16 protein-coding genes and 1 tRNA gene are annotated in these 16,800 nt (G+C 43.3%); 10 read left to right on the forward strand and 7 right to left on the reverse strand.

Going from position 1 to position 16,800, the window contains the following annotated elements; translation table 11 throughout:
* Positions 1–6 precede the first annotated feature (6 nt).
* The 3 genes from rplI (at position 7) to BLS59_RS31815 (ending at position 1,913) form a co-directional block, all read left to right on the forward strand.
* On the forward strand, positions 7–450 hold the full coding sequence (gene rplI / locus BLS59_RS24505; protein WP_076377921.1) for a 50S ribosomal protein L9: 444 nt from the start codon (positions 7–9) through the stop codon (positions 448–450).
* A 203-nt stretch (positions 451–653) separates the two neighbouring features.
* On the forward strand, positions 654–1,319 hold the full coding sequence (gene mtgA, locus BLS59_RS24510) for a monofunctional biosynthetic peptidoglycan transglycosylase (protein WP_240315329.1): 666 nt from the start codon (positions 654–656) through the stop codon (positions 1,317–1,319).
* Between the two features lie 243 nt (positions 1,320–1,562).
* Positions 1,563–1,913, forward strand: coding sequence for a PH domain-containing protein (locus BLS59_RS31815; RefSeq protein WP_162842767.1), 351 nt, complete (start codon positions 1,563–1,565; stop codon positions 1,911–1,913).
* 15 nt (positions 1,914–1,928) lie between these two features.
* On the opposite strand, the gene BLS59_RS24520 is transcribed toward BLS59_RS31815, so the two are convergent.
* Both BLS59_RS24520 and BLS59_RS24525 read right to left on the reverse strand, forming a co-directional pair.
* Positions 1,929–2,540, reverse strand: coding sequence for a YdeI/OmpD-associated family protein (locus tag BLS59_RS24520; protein WP_091153819.1), 612 nt, complete (start codon positions 2,538–2,540; stop codon positions 1,929–1,931).
* A 400-nt stretch (positions 2,541–2,940) separates the two neighbouring features.
* Positions 2,941–3,426 (reverse strand): ABC transporter ATPase, encoded by a 486-nt coding sequence (locus BLS59_RS24525; protein ID WP_091153824.1) that lies wholly within the window; start codon positions 3,424–3,426, stop codon positions 2,941–2,943.
* Positions 3,427–3,471: 45 nt separating this feature from the next.
* Here BLS59_RS24525 and BLS59_RS24530 point away from each other — a divergent pair, with 45 nt between their 5' ends.
* A complete protein-coding gene (locus BLS59_RS24530; RefSeq protein ID WP_091153828.1) occupies positions 3,472–3,954 on the forward strand; it encodes a hypothetical protein in 483 nt (160 codons plus the stop codon).
* Here BLS59_RS24530 and BLS59_RS24535 read toward each other — a convergent pair.
* The 3 genes from BLS59_RS24535 to BLS59_RS24545 are packed head-to-tail and all read right to left on the reverse strand — an operon-like array spanning position 3,949 to position 6,524.
* Positions 3,949–4,737 (reverse strand): (Fe-S)-binding protein, encoded by a 789-nt coding sequence (locus BLS59_RS24535; RefSeq protein WP_091153831.1) that lies wholly within the window; start codon positions 4,735–4,737, stop codon positions 3,949–3,951. The two genes, BLS59_RS24530 and BLS59_RS24535, sit on opposite strands and share 6 nt — an antisense overlap.
* Positions 4,738–4,756: 19 nt before the next feature.
* Complete coding sequence (locus BLS59_RS24540; RefSeq protein ID WP_091153833.1) at positions 4,757–5,212, reverse strand: DUF2750 domain-containing protein; 456 nt, start codon at positions 5,210–5,212, stop codon at positions 4,757–4,759.
* A gap of 10 nt (positions 5,213–5,222) precedes the next feature.
* On the reverse strand, positions 5,223–6,524 hold the full coding sequence (locus BLS59_RS24545; protein ID WP_091153836.1) for a 4Fe-4S dicluster domain-containing protein: 1,302 nt from the start codon (positions 6,522–6,524) through the stop codon (positions 5,223–5,225).
* A gap of 207 nt (positions 6,525–6,731) precedes the next feature.
* Here BLS59_RS24545 and BLS59_RS24550 point away from each other — a divergent pair.
* The 6 genes from BLS59_RS24550 to BLS59_RS24570 all read left to right on the forward strand — a co-directional run bounded on the left by BLS59_RS24550 (position 6,732) and on the right by BLS59_RS24570 (position 11,873).
* Positions 6,732–6,804: transfer RNA gene (locus BLS59_RS24550), tRNA-Phe, on the forward strand.
* Between the two features lie 150 nt (positions 6,805–6,954).
* Positions 6,955–7,347 (forward strand): hypothetical protein, encoded by a 393-nt coding sequence (locus BLS59_RS31350; RefSeq protein WP_143014234.1) that lies wholly within the window; start codon positions 6,955–6,957, stop codon positions 7,345–7,347.
* Between the two features lie 55 nt (positions 7,348–7,402).
* Positions 7,403–7,876: a DoxX family protein gene (locus BLS59_RS24555; protein WP_091153839.1), complete on the forward strand. Its 474-nt coding sequence runs from the start codon at positions 7,403–7,405 to the stop codon at positions 7,874–7,876.
* Between the two features lie 52 nt (positions 7,877–7,928).
* A complete protein-coding gene (locus tag BLS59_RS24560; protein WP_091153842.1) occupies positions 7,929–8,657 on the forward strand; it encodes a sulfite exporter TauE/SafE family protein in 729 nt (242 codons plus the stop codon).
* 208 nt (positions 8,658–8,865) lie between these two features.
* Positions 8,866–10,689 carry an amylo-alpha-1,6-glucosidase gene (locus BLS59_RS24565; RefSeq protein WP_091153845.1) on the forward strand — a complete coding sequence of 608 codons (1,824 nt, stop codon included), beginning with the start codon at positions 8,866–8,868 and terminating at the stop codon, positions 10,687–10,689.
* A 152-nt stretch (positions 10,690–10,841) separates the two neighbouring features.
* On the forward strand, positions 10,842–11,873 hold the full coding sequence (locus BLS59_RS24570; protein WP_091153849.1) for a hypothetical protein: 1,032 nt from the start codon (positions 10,842–10,844) through the stop codon (positions 11,871–11,873).
* A 99-nt stretch (positions 11,874–11,972) separates the two neighbouring features.
* On the opposite strand, the gene BLS59_RS24575 is transcribed toward BLS59_RS24570, so the two are convergent.
* Positions 11,973–14,258: a glycosyl hydrolase family 95 catalytic domain-containing protein gene (locus BLS59_RS24575; protein ID WP_091153853.1), complete on the reverse strand. Its 2,286-nt coding sequence runs from the start codon at positions 14,256–14,258 to the stop codon at positions 11,973–11,975.
* Between the two features lie 84 nt (positions 14,259–14,342).
* Complete coding sequence (locus BLS59_RS24580; RefSeq protein ID WP_143014235.1) at positions 14,343–16,664, reverse strand: beta-galactosidase; 2,322 nt, start codon at positions 16,662–16,664, stop codon at positions 14,343–14,345.
* Positions 16,665–16,800: the final 136 nt, after the last annotated feature.

The raw sequence follows: 16,800 nt of genomic DNA on the forward strand, positions 1-16,800 counted from the left end.
TAAGAAATGGAAGTTATTTTAAAACAAGATGTAAAAAACCTGGGTGATAAAGACGATGTTGTAAACGTTAAACCAGGTTATGGCCGTAACTACCTTTTACCTAAAGGCTACGCCATATTAGCTACTGTAAGTGCCCGTAAAGTTTTAGCTGAAAACTTGAAACAAGCTCAGTTTAAACAAGAAAAAATACGCAAGGATGCTGACGCGATAGCTGCCCGTTTAGAAGGTGTGAAACTTAACATTGGCGCTAAAGCCGGTGAAAGCGGAAAGATCTTTGGTGCTATCAACACAATTCAAATTGCCGATGCTTTGAAAAAAGAAGGCTTTGAGGTTGACCGTCGCCGTATCACTTTTGATCAGGAGCCTAAGTTTGTTGGTGATTACATCGCAAACGTAAACCTGCATAAAGAAGTTAAGGTACAGGTACCTTTCTCAGTAGTAGCTGAGTAATTATATTTCGAAATACGGGATTTCGATTTCGGATTTTGAGTTTAATTTTAGAATTTTAGAGGGTGTTTTGCTAAAGCAAAGCACCCTTTGTTTTTTATAGATAATTATTAGTTTTCGTGAAGCGAACTCCACCACCCTCCAAAAATTCGAAATCTAAACCCAGAAATCAGCAATCAAAATTTGGTGGCATCCTAAAGCTTGTATTGCGCGTAGTTAAGCTTGCCTTTGTACTTTTTGTGGGCCTAAGCCTGTTTGGGGTGCTCCTGTTCCGTTTTGTGAACCCGCCCTTTACCTGGCTGATGATTGAGCGCGGCTTCCAGCGCAAAGCCGCCGGCAAGGATTGGAAGATTGACAAGCAGTGGAAAAGCTTCGACGAGATCTCAGACAATATGAAACGCGCCGCCGTAGCCGCCGAAGACCAAACTTTTCTTGAACATCATGGGTTCGATTTTCAGGCTATTGAAAAGGCTATAGAAAAAAACAAGCATAGCAAAAAGTTAATTGGCGGCAGCACCATATCACAGCAAACGGCCAAAAACGTTTTCCTTTGGGAAGGACGCTCGCTACTCAGAAAAGGTATAGAAGCTTGGTTTACCACCCTTATTGAGGTTTTTTGGAGCAAGAAACGCATCATGGAAGTTTACCTGAACGAAATTGAAATGGGTGATGGCATATACGGCATCGAAGCCGCATCGCAAGCTTACTTTCACAAATCAGCCGCCGATTTAACCAAGCATGAGGCAGCTGCCATAGCGGTAATATTCCCAAGTCCGCTAAAATGGTCGGCCACCAACCCTACCCGGTATTTAAGGCACAGGCAGTACCTCATTATGAAAAACATGCGCAGGTTAGGGCCGCTGGAGTTTTAATAACTTATATTGCACAAAAAGCCTATGCTTATCAATAACAACTTCGACATCCAAGACGAGTTACAACATGAACTTATTCCCGGCGAAAGATTGCTATGGTCGGGTCGCCCAAAAACTGGCATAATTTTCCATTCATCAGATATCTTTTTGATTCCATTTAGCCTTATGTGGGGCGGCTTTGCTTTATATTGGGAATCAAGCGTAATTGCGAGCGATGCGCCTTTAATTGCCTGTTTTTTGGGTATGCCATTTGTTTTTGCCGGATTATACGTTATCGTAGGCAGGTTTTTTTATGACAAGCAACTAAGAGCCAAAACAATTTATGGCATTACCTCAAACAGAATAATTATTAAATCGGGGGTGATTAAAAAAACAGTTAATGTGCTTAATATAAAAACTTTACCAAATTTAACAATTAGCGAAAAGGCAGATGGAAGCGGAAATATAAAGCTGGCGGTCAACAATAATCCCTTTTCAGGATTTACTGTTTATGGGTGGCCCGGAATTAAAGAAGTACCAGAACTTAGACTAATACCCGATGTAAGAAGCGTGTTTAATTTGATACTGAAACAACAAAACAATAATATAACTTAATCAAACACTCCCCATCTACTTATACTTCCAATGCCTTGATTTACCTTCGGCTATCCATTCTGCGGCTGTTTCCAGGCGTTTTTGGCGGGTGGCCTCGGTTTTGGCTTCTAAAATCCATTCCACATATTCCTTTTTTTGTGAGTAGCTGAACCTGTCGAAATTAAGGTTAGCATTAGGGAACGCGGTTAAAAACCGGATAAAATATTCGGGAACAACCAATTCAGTTTTAGGTGTCGGAACTTTTTTAACAGCTTCGGTCTTTTTTTTGCCGCTTTCATTTAGCGCCATAGCCTGCTTTATAAAACCCTGTAAAATCTCTTTAGCTGGCAGATCTTCAATTTTAGTTATCCGGCCGAAATTACCGGCAGCACCATCTCCAATAATTAAAGCACCATCGGGATTATTCAATAAAGAGGCCTTCCAGAAACCAAACGAACAATGTTCTTTGAAAGCACCCATCTGACAAACCACACCTTTGTAATCAAAAAATGGAAAGCCCCACTTTATGGTTTCTGTTAACAGCGGCGATGTTTCGTGTATGATCTCGCGTAAATATTCAAGAATAGGTTTGGCAAAATCGGGAGCCTTATTAATAAACACATCTACCTTGTTATCGTATTGTTCCATAAACTAATTTAAGTACAAAAATTAGTTTAGCAAACTTTTAAGGTTGGGTGATGTGCAGGAGTTAATAATGAATATAATATTTTCTGGCATCATTCCATTGCAGTCGCTCGGCTCCTGCCCACAGGTGTTGGGAAGACTGAATTTTATAAAAAGTTTGTCATTTCGATAGAGCCCGGGCGGGTAAAAGCGTGGCGCGAAGGAGAAATCTTCTGCGGAATGCAAAGCTCCAATAGCATAGCGCATAAGATTTCTCACTCGTTCCTCGTATCGAAATGACAACATTTTACTCTTCCCAACACCTGTGGGCTCCTGCCGAGCGACTACGGGAAAGCTTATCAAATGGCGTATTTTAAACATCAATCCACCATGACTTAATGACCAATGACCCAATGACTAATGTTTATTGAACAACCAAATCCCTGAACAACTGAATATGCCAGCTATTTTTAAAGGGTACTTCCCATTTGGTTTCCAGTTCGGTTAGGTTTTGTACCATATTATTGTAAACGATGGTATCAGTGGTGATTTTTCCTTGTTTCAACAGATCCTCAAACGCATGGCGCGGTAACGACAAAATTTCTTCCCCATCACGGTAGGCCAGGTTAAACCTATCGAACAGGTTGATATTAAACTGCTGTTCCAGATCTTTCATAAACCTTACCGATTTATCGATAGAGCAGCCGCTTGCGCCCGCCTGGCTTTCGTCAACAATCAATATCAGGAAGCGGTTATAACGCACCTCGCCTTTAGCTTTTAGCTGGTTATTGTGGGCCGTCCATCTGGTGGTAAAATTATTAAGCTCGTGCTGTATGTTTTGCACTTCGGTATCGCTTAATTTTTTGTCGGCCTGGTATATCCAAACTCTTGAGTGTTGAGAAAATTCCATTTGCAAAAATATCAATTTATTAACTTCGGGTTACATTTTGTTGTCATGAAAACATCACTTATGTCGCCAATTAAAAAAACTTTAGTAATTACGGCAATATTAGCCCTAAGCTGTTTAATTTACGGTTTTAAAGCTGGTATAGATGAACTGCAATGGCTTAACTGGAGCAATAAATGCCTGTCGGAATCTTACGCCCCTGTTGTTGACGCCAAGTTAAAAAAGTGGGAGATCAACCTCACCAACGATCATTTTTTACGTTTGAGGAAAACTTATCAACATGGCCGACAGGAGTATTTTTCGTTCAATTTACACCGCCTTAACGACATTGAATACATGGGTAATGACACCACCGGAACTCTTGAATTTACCACCCTGGCCGACGATATTATCGTACAAACCTACGAGGATCCCAAAGGCGATATCGACTCCATGTCGACCGTGCTTGAACTACCGGTAAAAAACATGAGCCAGCCCCGGTTGGATAGTTTGAAAAGCGCGCTGAAATATTTTAAAGAGAAGGAATTATAAACCATTTGCCCTCACGGTGATCTCGGCAATATCCAATACTTGTATCTCCTGCTCTTTATCCTGGTGTTTTACGCCATCAGTAAGCATCGTCATACAAAAAGGACAACCAGCTGCCACTATCTCGGCTTTAGCCTCAATAACATCGCCTATACGCTCCATGTTGATATCTTTTTTACCGGGCTCAGGCTCCTTGAACATCTGGGCACCGCCCGCACCGCAGCATAAGCCGTTTGATTTGCAGCGTTTCATTTCAACCAACTCGGCATCCAGAATTTCCAGTGCGGCGCGTGGCGCTTCGTAAACACCGTTGCCCCTACCCAGGTAACAGGGATCATGAAAGGTGATTTTTTTTCCTTTAAAACTTTCACCACCCTCGGCCTTTAATTTACCTTCATCTATCAATTGCTGAATAAGCTGCGAGTGATGGATCACCTCGTAGTTACCGCCTAAGCCGGGATATTCGTTTTTGATGGTATTGAAACAATGCGGGCAGCCGGTAACTATCTTTTTAACGTTATACCCATCCAACACGGCAATATTGGTCATGGCCATCATCTGGAACAGGAACTCATTACCAGCACGTTTGGCAGGGTCGCCGGTACAACTTTCTTCTGTACCTAAAACCGCGAAGCTGATACCTACATGATCCAGGATCTTACAAATATCACGCGTTATTTTTTGCGCCCGCTCATCAAAACTGCCCGCACAACCAACCCAAAACAATATTTCGGGTTGCTGATCTTGAGCAGCCATTTGAGCCATGGTAGGTATCTGGAGGTTCATTATTTAAGTTTTAGCTTATTTAATCGTTTGATTCGCTGATATCGGCTATAAATTCATCTATACTGCCGTAATTTTTAAACGCAATTGCCGAATTGATGGCCTTTAAACGATTGAGCATATCAAGCGCTACGTTTAGCGCTTCGGCTTCTTTTCCAACCATCTTGGCATCCCAGTTGATACCCGCCAACATTTCATTTTCGGCCATATCAACGCACCAGCTTTCTAAAAACTCAACCAGCGGAATTTCAACCGGCAGGTAACCGCGCCAGTCGTCCTTAGCACATACTTTGGCAAGCGCCCTGTCTGACCAAAATGGAATCACCACCACATCTTCACTATCGGCAGCGTGTGAGTTGGCCCATCCATTTTTTCCCTTCAGCACCCAAACAAGTTTGGATGCTACTGTTTTTTCAATAAATAGCGTGTATTTCCCTTCTATAGCTTCCGTATCTTGTAACATATTATTAGCTGTCATAAATCAATCTTTAATCGTTTTGCGCCCAGTTCAACCTGTCGGCCTGGCTGTATTTCCAGGGGGCACCATTATTCTCTACATTGCCAAACATATTATTAAGACTGGCTGGTGCCTGCGACTCTTCCATCACCACATAACGCCGCATTTCGGTAATGATCTCCAGCGGGTTGATATTCACCGGGCAGGCATCCACACAAGCGTTACAGGTGGTGCAGGCCCATAATTCTTCACGGGTGATGTAGTTATCCAGCAAAGCCTTGCCATCGTCGTGATCCTTACCATGTTTATCTATATTGTTACCCACTTCGGTAAGCCGGTCGCGGGTATCCATCATAATTTTGCGGGGCGATAACAACTTACCCGTAATATTTGCCGGACAAACCGATGTACATCTACCACATTCGGTACAGGTATAGGCTTCCATCAAGTTTTTCCAGGTAAGATCGGTCACATCCTTAACACCAAAGCGCGCGGGCTCGCCAGTATTTTCGGGCACGAAAGAGGAATCAAGCATGGCCTTAACCTCATTTGTAACCGAAGCCATATTGGTAAACTTTCCTTTTTCATTAAGGTTTGAGTAATACACATTTGGAAAAGCCAGCAGGATATGGAAATGCTTGGAATAAGGGAGGTAATTTAAAAACGCCAGGATGCCTATGATATGAAACCACCAGCATCCCCGCTCCAGCATTACCAATGCTCCGGAGCCATTTGGCAGCAAGGGCGCAATAACCGAACTTACCGGGAAGCTGCCCGCCGTAACGTAATGCCCAAAATGTAATAGCTGCAATTTATAGTCGGCCGCGTTCATGGTTAAAAACGCGGTCATGAGCAGTATTTCTATAATGAGGATGTAATTGGCATCAGATTTTGGCCATTCGGTCATCTCAATGCCTGAAAAGCGCTTTAAACGCACAACATTACGCCTGCACAAGAACACAACACATGCCGTGAGCACCAACAATGCCAATACCTCGAAACCACCGATCAACAGGTTATACAAGCCACCCAGCGGGTGCGAGAAGATGCGATGCGAACCAAAAATACCATCAATCATGATCTCCAGCACTTCCAGGTTGATGATGATAAAGCCTACGTAGATAAAGAAGTGCATAACCGCCGCCACCGGTCTTTTTACCATTTTGGTTTGTCCCAGGGCCACTTTAGCCATCACTTTCCAGCGCAGGGCAGGCTGATCAGAACGATCGGCATCCTTCCCCAGCAGTATATTGCGCCTTATTTTACCCGCGTTTTTGGCAAACAGGTAAATAGCCGCCCCTAAAATGATAATAAATATAGCCTGTGCAATCATTATGCGTGCATAGTAATTTTATCAAAGTTACTTGAAATGTTGAAACAGAAAAATGTTTTAGAAGCGAAAAAAAATGAGACAGCTAAGTAATTGATTTGTTGGCAGATTGTTTAAAAACACTGTATCCGCCTTTACAAAGTTGAACTTTTTTTGAAAAATAATTTCCATACTTAAAAAAGAAAGCTACATTTGCACTCCCGAAAAGACGGTATCATAGCTCAGTCGGTAGAGCAAAGGACTGAAAATCCTTGTGTCGCTGGTTCGATCCCAGCTGATACCACACTTTCAAAGCTTCTTAGTTAACGCTAAGAGGCTTTTTTTTATTTAGGTTAGAGACTACCAGCATATTTTCACCGTCTCACGTGAAACAAAATGCAACATAACATGGTGTTTTTTCGGCTGAAAAAGCGTATCTTTAAGTCAAGAATCCATGAAACAACGCCTATTCAATGAGTACAATTACGGGCGCAGGGTAGTTAGCTTGGCTGTCCTTGTTGTCTTTTTGGCGCTGGGTTTTTGTCCGTTGCGGAATACCTTGACGAATCTGGCGCAACCAGCCCCGGCTACCAGGGGGCCAAAAGTCCCAGAATATAGCAAAATCATTGCGCATACTGATTGCAGCTTCGCCCTTGTAGTTAAAACAGGGTCAGCCATAGGGCGTTTATTTACAGTGATGCCGCCATTGGCCGCGGTTATTAACCACGGGAGTTATTTCCTTAACCCGCTGCGAATAGGAAAGCTGCTTTCAAACCATATGCTGCGGCTTCCTTTCCATGCAACTGCTTGTCCCATTTACCTTCGCAACTGTGTCTTACTGATCTGATCTTTGTTCTCTGCCCATAGTAAGAACAATATTTATTTAATCAGAAAAGACGATCATGAAATTCGATTTTTTTGCGTGCGCTGGTAAGGACTACCGGCAGTACGCCCCTATATTTTTACGCTTGGCCATTGGCTTTGGCTTTACTGCCCATAGCTGGGCCAAACTCACCAAAGGCCCCGAACACTTTGCTCAATTACTTGAAACGCTCCATGTACCTTTCCCGCAAATCACTGCCTGGGTATCTATCCTGACCGAATTGCTGGGTGGCATGGCGCTTCTGGCCGGGCTTTTTGTCAGTTTGTGGAGTATCCCGCTCATAGCTACTATGCTGGTGGCGATGTTCACTATTCATATTCATTATGGCTATAGCTCGGTAAAAACTATAGGATTGACACCACACGGGCCCGTTTTCGGTCCGCCCGGCTACGAAATCAACCTATTGTATATCGCAGGCCTAATTTCCTTAATGATCACCGGCGCCGGCAGGTACTCGCTCGATGCGTACATGACCTCTGGCAAACAACACTGATTCACAACCAGGCTGCTGTGGAAATACCACGGCAGTTTTTTTAATATTTTCTATGACCACCATCTTCATTGCTGTGTTTTTCATCAGCTTCGTGGCTACCCTCGTACGCTCGACCTTTGGGTTTGGCGAATCACTCGTGGCTGTTCCTTTGTTTAGCTTTTTTATTCCGATCAGTGTGGCGGTGCCGCTGTCCGTTCTTATCTCTGTGCTCGTCGCCCTGGTGGTGGTGGTACAGGATCATCAGCGGATAGCGTTTCGGAGCGCCAAATGGTTGATATTGTCTGCCGTTCCCGGTATACCACTTGGTGTGCTGCTACTGGCTTATGGCAATCCATTGATCATTAAAACCGTTTTAGGGTTGATCATCGTTGCTTACGCATTATATTCATTGCTGGCGAAAAACACTTTTCGCCTGGAAAAAGATAGCAGGCCATGGCTGCTTATCTGCGGATTCCTGTCTGGCATCTTCGGCGGTGCATGCGGGATCAACGGGCCGCCGCTTGCTGTTTATGGCAACCTGCGCAGTTGGGACGCGGGCACCTTTCGGGCCACGCTGCAGGGTTATTTCCTGCCAGCCAGCTTACTGGGGCTGGTCGGCTACGTATTTAAAGGGTTAATTACCCGGGAGGTAGGGTTGGATTTTTTGGTGTCGCTGCCGGCAGTCGTCCCGGCAATCTTTATCGGACGGTACCTCAACCAGCGGCTCAAAGGTCAGGCATTCGTTCGTTACGTTTATGCCGGGTTGTTAATGATCGGTTTACTGTTGATGTTAACTCCTTAAACCATTTTTATTTAAAATCCAAATCGACGATTAAACGCAAATCAGACAGGAAATAGTTCCAGATTTGTATAGTCGCCAACACAAAAATTTCAAAAAACTCGATCCTAAACCGGAACCTCGTGTTTTTTTTGCAATCGATTGTATTAAATGATAATTTCTTCGTTTTTTTGTTTAATAGCCAATTAATACCTTTTTATTCCATTAATAAATGAGAAACGAATTATGCCGGAACTGCACCAAAATGGTGAACCAGCCTTTTAAGAACCTAATAAATATCAGTGCTACAAAAGTAATCTATAGCGTTTTATCGCTTGTGCTATTCATGACAGGCACTGCCTATTGTCAAAATCTTTCAAATATCAAATTTGATATTTCAAGGGTGCCTTTTAGTCGTTTCGGTTCTTACATGGCATTATCTACGGCCGATCGTGATCATAATGATCCTGGGAAAATACGTTTAAATGATTTGTCTGGTGCAAAATTCTCTGCAAATAATACTGTCCTTACCATAGAGCCCTGGCATGAGCAACAAGCTGTTCCGGTAAAATATGAAGCAACACCTTTACAGGTGCAGGGGAAAACCACGCTGGGTACACTAACCTTCTATTTCGAAAGTCCGGAAAGGTTACATATCATGAGCGACGGGCCTGGGGTGTATTTAAAGGGCAATATCGACGGGAGCAATACACTTAGGGTTCCAGGAAATAAAAACACCTGGAAATTAAGAGATGAGCGGATGGCACTGACCATTAAGGAGGGAGTTGGAGAATTTAAAACTGAAGCAAACAAAACCGGTTTCTGGGTAGAGCCGGAGCAAGGTCATCTTGATATTGTAATAGAACAATATCATAGCGATTGGCTGCCGGTAAAATATAGCACATCCTATGCAGAGAGCATAACGGCACTAAAACAACAGCTTTTACAATGGGAAAATGGTACTGCTTCAGTTCCTGCTGCTTATGAACCCGGCCGGGATTTGGCAGCCTATATCAATTGGTCATGTATAGTAAAACCCAATGGAATTATTACCAGGTATGGTATGCTGATGTCTAAAAATTGGATGTTCAACATCTGGAGCTGGGATAACTGTTTCAATGCCATCAGCCTGAGTTATCATCAGCCCAAACTATCCTGGGATCAATTTATGGTTGTGTTTGACCACCAGGATTCCACCGGTGCCCTGCCCGACTATATAAACCCTCACCATATGGTATGGGAGTTCCGAAAACCTCCTATCCATGGTTGGACGCTGGGACAATTAATGGAACATTTTCAACCTACTCAAAAACAATTGGCCGAAGTTTATCCCAAGCTTGTAAAATGGACCAACTATTGGTTTACCTACCGTGATGGCAATAATAATGGCCTGCCCGAATATTATCATGGGAATGATTCTGGCTGGGATAACGGTTCGGCGCTTGATGTTGAGTTCCCGGTTGAGGGGCCCGATCTTGCTGCATTTTTAATAAAGCAAATGGAAGTACTTGCTAAAGTAGCCACAAAATTGGGAAAGCCGAAGGATGCTGCATACTGGAACAAAAAAGCCGGTGCCACGCTAAATAAAATGATCGCAAATTTCTGGGACGGAGAGAAATTTGTAAGTAAAAACGCTTTAACAGGCAAGGTTAATAAAGATAGTAAGAGCCTGATGGCCTATCTCCCGCTATTGATAGGCGATCGTTTACCAAAGAAGATCAGGGATAAAATGGTTGAAGATTTAAAGAAGCCAGGGAATTTTTTAACGGAACATGGCCTTGCTACTGAAAGCCCTCAAAGCAAACTTTACGGTGCCGATAGTTATTGGCGCGGCCCAATTTGGGCACCACCTACCTTGTTAATTATTGATGGGTTAAACAGATCAGGAGAAAAGGATTTTGCGCATCAACTGGCTGAACGCTTCAGTAATATGTGTGAGGCAGGCGGGTTTGCCGAGAATTTTGATGCCGTAACCGGGCAGCCCCTACGTGACCCAGCCTACACCTGGACATCCAGTACGTTCTTAATTTTAGCACACCAATTACTGGAAAAGTAATTCGGATTTGATATTGGTTGATAAAACACTTTTTAAAGGCTTTTAGTTAATCTAAGAGGCTTTTTTGTGCTTAAAATATATTTTTTAGAACATAAAGTCCGGTTTAACATGATAACATATGGCTATATTTATACTGATTTATTTACCATGCTATGCCACGCCTCCTCAGCGTTTTTTTATCCGCATTAATTTGTTTAACCGGCTGTGCGCCGCACGATCAAAATATTGTTAACGAAAAAAATATTTATCGGGACACAAGTGATCATGGCAATTATAACGTCAGGATAAAAGTATCGAACAGATGGATTGAAAAAATACGCCGGTTTGATTATAGCCGGAATACTAAAGGCTTATTACATGAATTTGAAGGCTTTATAAAGCCAGATACGATGATCAACCCGGGAGGACATCATATTGATGAGGACTACGGCCGGGTGCTTAACCCCATGTTTATTAACCTTGATGGCGAGCCCGGAGAAGAACTGATATGTTTATTAGCCTGGGATGTGGGGTCGCCTTACCTGGGGCTGTTTAAACAACTTAAAGGCCAATGGTATTTGTTATATCTCGAAGATATTTGGATGTTTAATGAAGGGACAGAGCTATCTGTTGCCAATAATTTTTCAAAGAACAAGGTTTTTTATTGCAGGCATCTGTATGGTAGAGGTACGTGCACTTATGCCGATGGTTATGCTTTTTATAAGTTAATCAACAATAAAGTTTACCGCTGCCTTGAACTGGTAAACGAAGCCAATACATGCGGGTGGTCGCCGTTTTTGAATCAGAGTATAAAAATGAATTTCAAGTTTAATGGTGATAACAGCGACGGACTTATGGTTAACTATGTTTATGATTTCTTTTATACACCCAAAGATCAAAGCGCGATGTCCGAGTCTTCTGACATCTCTTTGATAAAGGGAGATGCCAATGTATGGTACGCATGGGATACTAAAACATCGACGTACAAATTAACTATTCCATCTTATAAAAAAAACATAGAAGATTTAACTGCAGAAAAGATCGCCTGCTTTGGAGATTTTAAAAATGATAGCCTGTTTGTATATGCATTTCGCGGACAAATTGACCAGACACTAAAAAAGGGAACAAGCCAACAAAAAAAGATACTAAAGGAAATTTGTACCAGGGCAAAAGACAGAAAAGCATTAAAGGGAGGTGAACATTAGAAAAAAGAAAGTACGTGAAATTCAGCTAAAATCAATTGATTGACTATCGTGATAGTCAGCCAATTGATTCATTTAATAAGCATATCTTGATGGAACCAATTATTCCCACCCATTCTTCAGCACAACAGAACCTCCCGGTTTAAAATCCAAACCAACGAAACCTGTTTCTGATCTGTTTATCACTACATCTTTTTGGGTACCTGCAAGCCATGTTTTAAATGGTAGTTTCAATTTTGTTTTGCCGCCTTTTTCTGATACAATTTTAACCTCGGTAATTTGTCCGTCGGCTTTTTTAACGCTTACCAGGAAAGCGCCTTCTGTACGCAGGTTTTCAAATACTGCGTCTTTCCAATCGGCAGGTATGGCAGGCATTATTTCTATGAAGCCGGCATAACTTTGAATCAGCATTTCCTGCAGGCCCGATGCAAATGCGAAGTTACCCTCCAGCGTAAAGGGGCGGTATTGAAATTTAGAATAGCCGGATTTGGTTTGATCGCCATTTAAATGGAAGCTATTAATGGAGCAGAACGCCTTTGCGAAAATACGGAGGTCTTTTGCTGCACCTTCGCCATCCTTTGCCCTTGTTTTCATATTGGCCAGCCAGGAATAAGAGTATCCGCACCAGTAAGCCGGACCAATACTATCAAGCAAATGAATGGAGTTTTTAATGATGGATTGTGCCCGTGGACCATCTTCCCATTTTATAAGCCCCAGCGGATAGATCCCCATCATATTTGAAAAGTGCCGGTGCGATTGATTATAGGCCATACCCGGCGCAAACATCAGTTCGTTATTGGGCGTTAGCGCAAAATCGCCGTAGCTTGCTGCTATCTTTGCCCAGTGCGTGGCTTCATTTTTCAAACCCAGTTCACCAGCCATTTCTGCAGCTGCCTTAAAGGTAAATTTCATGAGCGACAGGTCGTAATTTGTATTTTGATGAAACCAGGCCGTAATATCGTTATCATTAATTTCGGGACTGGAACTGATAGGCAATTTACGGTGACCGGCACTATCCAAAACGGTAATATGCTCAAGAAACGTTGCCGCATCTTTTACCCAGGGATAAGCGCGCTTCTTCAAAAACTCCTTATCCATACTGTAGCGCCATTGCAAATAATAGTGCTGGCCCAACCAGGATGACACCGTTGGCGACAATGCATATTGGATCCATCCACCCATTTCTGTACCATCAAGCGTGGTTACACCCGGTACTGCCAAGCCATCGGTACCAAAGTACAGCTTGGTATACCGCTTATAATTACTTTTATTGGCATCAAGGTTATCGAGATAGGCCATCCCCTCTTTTAAGTGGTTTGCACTGTAGCTTGGCCAGTAACTTAGCTGTGTATTAAGGTCATGATGAAAATCGCCTTTCCAGGGCGGTAAACGACCGTTATCGGCAGTCCATACCGCTTGCAACGAAATTGGCGGTGCGCCGGGCCTTGATGCCGAGCCAAATTTATATTGCTCCAGGTACCATTGTTTTTCCAGCAAGGTATCAGGCACATGAATGGCAGATTTGGACCAGAAATTCGTCCACCATATTTTGTGCGAAAGGTAATCTTTTGCATAGCCATGCTGTAAAGCATTTTTAGCAACAACAGCCGCAACCACATTTATCTTTTTACCCGCATGCTGCGACGATACGCTCCACACCCCTTCAATAGTAGTTGCATTGGTGTTATGCCAGCTTACATTAATCTGATAGGTAAAACCACCCCAGCCCTTTTGTATATAGGTAATGCTGTTGCCTTGCTGCTTAATAGATCCCTGCTCGTAACCAAGTCTTGAAAGATCATCGCCGCCAACCGGATCGCCGGAGATTTTTACAGCGCCCTGGTATTTTGGGGCGATGAGCTGCGGCAGCATGCCCGTTTTGATATGCTCGAACCGGAACCAGCCCACCGGAGCCGTTGCATGTACAAATGTTTTAAGCGTTACACCATTTGCCCAGTTAACCTGGCACTGCGCATCTGCCAAGTGCAAATTAACCGATGTTACATCGCCCCACCCTTTGGTATCAAACTCCAGCGCTCCACCGGGAATTTTTGATGGTGCAGGCTCATTGTCATAAGGTTCGTCAAAATACTTTTGTACAGGCGAGTAATCCTTTTTATTTACCTGGTTAACTACCCATTGGTAACTGAACTCGGCACGGTGCAGCCCCTTCATCGGGCGCATATCCCAAAGGTCGGCCCTATCCAGCGAAAAGCGTAAATGATCTGCCTTTTGCCATATTAGTGCGCCCACCATACCATTACCAAGGGGTACGGCTTCGTCCCATTGTTTTGCCAATTTTTCAAAGTGCATATCATGTTTACCGGGTTGCGCAAAGGCCGCGGCATAAAACAAAACACAGTAAACGATCAATACATATCTTTTCATGAGCATAATTATTGGGCAACGAATTATAATTTTTTTATCAGCCTTAAACCGGCTGTTTCTCCCGCCAAAAGCAGGATATCTCTTTTAAATCCCTTTAAATGGCTTTATCGAAAAATACAGCTGATAATCCTTGATACGCCCGTTAGCATTATCCTGCCTCGGCAATAGTTTTAACCCACCCACTTTATAGGTTTTACCAAGATCTATCACAATCTGGTGGGGTTGTTTCGGCGAATCATCCTGCCATTCGGTATGCCATACGCTGGTATATTGCAGGTCGAAAACGTTTGCGGCATTTCCGTCGTCGCCGTTAAGTTCTTCGCTATCGGCATAGGCAATTTTCCAGTTTGTTCTTGGAATCTCCTTGCCCTGGGCGTCAAGCAATACAATTTCGGCTACAGAAGTATAGGGCTGACCGCGTTGTTCTGATAAGGCTTCCAGGCAAAAGAACCTTGCATCAACCGGTGCAAACTTTGTGGATTGCCAATTGGCGTTATTTTCAAAAGTGCCTTTGCTGTTGGGCTGCTGGGCACCATCTACCCATTTTTGTCCGGCTTTTTTATGTACCTGCGGTTGTGCTTCGTTTACTTTATCCAATATAGGTTTATCGGTAAAAGTTATGGCTGGCGATGCGGTACCAAAAAGATCAAAAACAACAATCTCATTTTTACCTTTTTTAAGCCAGCTTCCCGGTACCAGCATAGTTTGCGTTGGGCCGATGTTCCAGTAACGGCCAAGGCAGGTTCCGTTTATCCAAACCAGGCCCTTGTTCCATTTGCTCATATCTATATACGTATCAAGCAAGTTGGCAGCGGTAAAAATGCCTTTGTAAAAACCGGCAGTTGGTTTTTGATTCACTATAGGTTGATAACGTACCGGCAGGTTATGTTCGCCGAGTTGGATTGAGTAATTCTTCCAGTTTTTAAGTTCGGTTTTGGTATCGCCGGTAAGCAAGTATACCGGACCATGAATGCCTTTACGGTCATGCATCTGGTAGCCGTAATTAACCCTGCCCACGGCTTCTACCAATATTTTAAGTTTGGCATTCTTTACATGTTTTGGGATCTCTAACGAGAACTTGTTCTTCCGTCTGTCTAAAGTGCCTATCAGGTTATCGTTAATATAGATGAGCGCATAGTCATGAATATCATCAAATTGAAGCGTAGCTTTTCCGCCGGCAGCAAGTGTGGTTTGATATAGCACGCATCCAAAATTCTGGTTAAGATCTTCCATCAGCTTAACCGTATCAGACAAAATTGGCGTTGGCAGGTTTTTATTCAGCGCGGCAAATTCGGTAAACTTAACCGGGGCCAGTTTTTGTATTTTATTTATAGCAGGAATTTCTGGCAGGGTTTCGCCTTGTTGCAAATAGTTGCTGAACAGCTTCCTGATCTCGAAAAATTTTTCGGTTGGGTTACCAGCTTCATCTATCGGCGCATCATAATCATAGCTGGTAGTTTGCGGTAAAAAAGGTGGGGCATTAGCGCCGCTGTAGGTGCCAAACGAAGTACCGCCGTGTACCATATAAATACTGAACGATTCGTTATGATCAAGCATGTACTTTAACTCGCCTACAATTCTTTTGGTATCGCCGCTATGGTGTGGCCTGCCCCAGCTATCAAACCAGCCCGGGTAATACTCACCGCACATGAGGGGGCCTTTGGGCTGTACTTCGCGCAATGCTTCGAAATTCTCCTTCGGATTGCTCCCAAAATTCACCACGGCAAAAAGATCGTCCGGATGATCGCTCTTTAACTGCGACGGACCATCGCAATGGAAAAGCGGCACTTTAAAACCGGCAGCTTCTACATATGATTTGATGGTTTCCATGTACTTTTTATCGTTACCATAGCTGCCATATTCGTTTTCAACCTGCACCATGATGATGTTACCGCCATTGGTAATTTGTAATGGTGCTAACTGACGGCCAACCTCCAGCAAATATTTTTTTGCACGCGCCAAAAAATAAGGGTGCTGGGTACGCAGTTTAATAGTTTTATCTTTTAACAGCCACCACGGAAAACCGCCAAACTCCCACTCGGCGCATGAATACGGACCGGGACGCAATATCACGTATAGACCTTCCTCCTTAGCAATCCTGCAAAATTCTGCGGCATCGCTTTGGCCGGTCCAGGTAAATACGCCTGGTTGTTTTTCGTGCATGTTCCAGAACAGGTAGGCACAAACGGTATTAAGCCCCATTGCTTTAGCCATTTTTAAACGGCTGCGCCATTCCGCCTTGGGGACGCGGGCAAAATGCATCTCGCCGCAACGGATCACATAAGGTTTTCCGTTGAGTTCAAAAGTATCATTGCCAATGCTAAAAGTTTGTGTTTGCTGTGCTGTTGCTGCATAAACAGAAAATATAAAAAGCAGCGTTAAAAGTGTTTTCTTGTATGGTGTCATATATAACTTAGGGATGTTAAATGGTTCATCTAAAATAAAACATCGGGGCTTATAAACTACATTAAAAACCGCGCAAACGTTTGTTACGACCGTTACTGCAATGCTTTTTTTCAAATATGCAGCAAGAAAACTGCCC

Origin of the sequence: Mucilaginibacter pineti, assembly GCF_900101875.1 — a bacterium.
In the GTDB taxonomy this organism is placed as follows: domain Bacteria; phylum Bacteroidota; class Bacteroidia; order Sphingobacteriales; family Sphingobacteriaceae; genus Mucilaginibacter; species Mucilaginibacter pineti.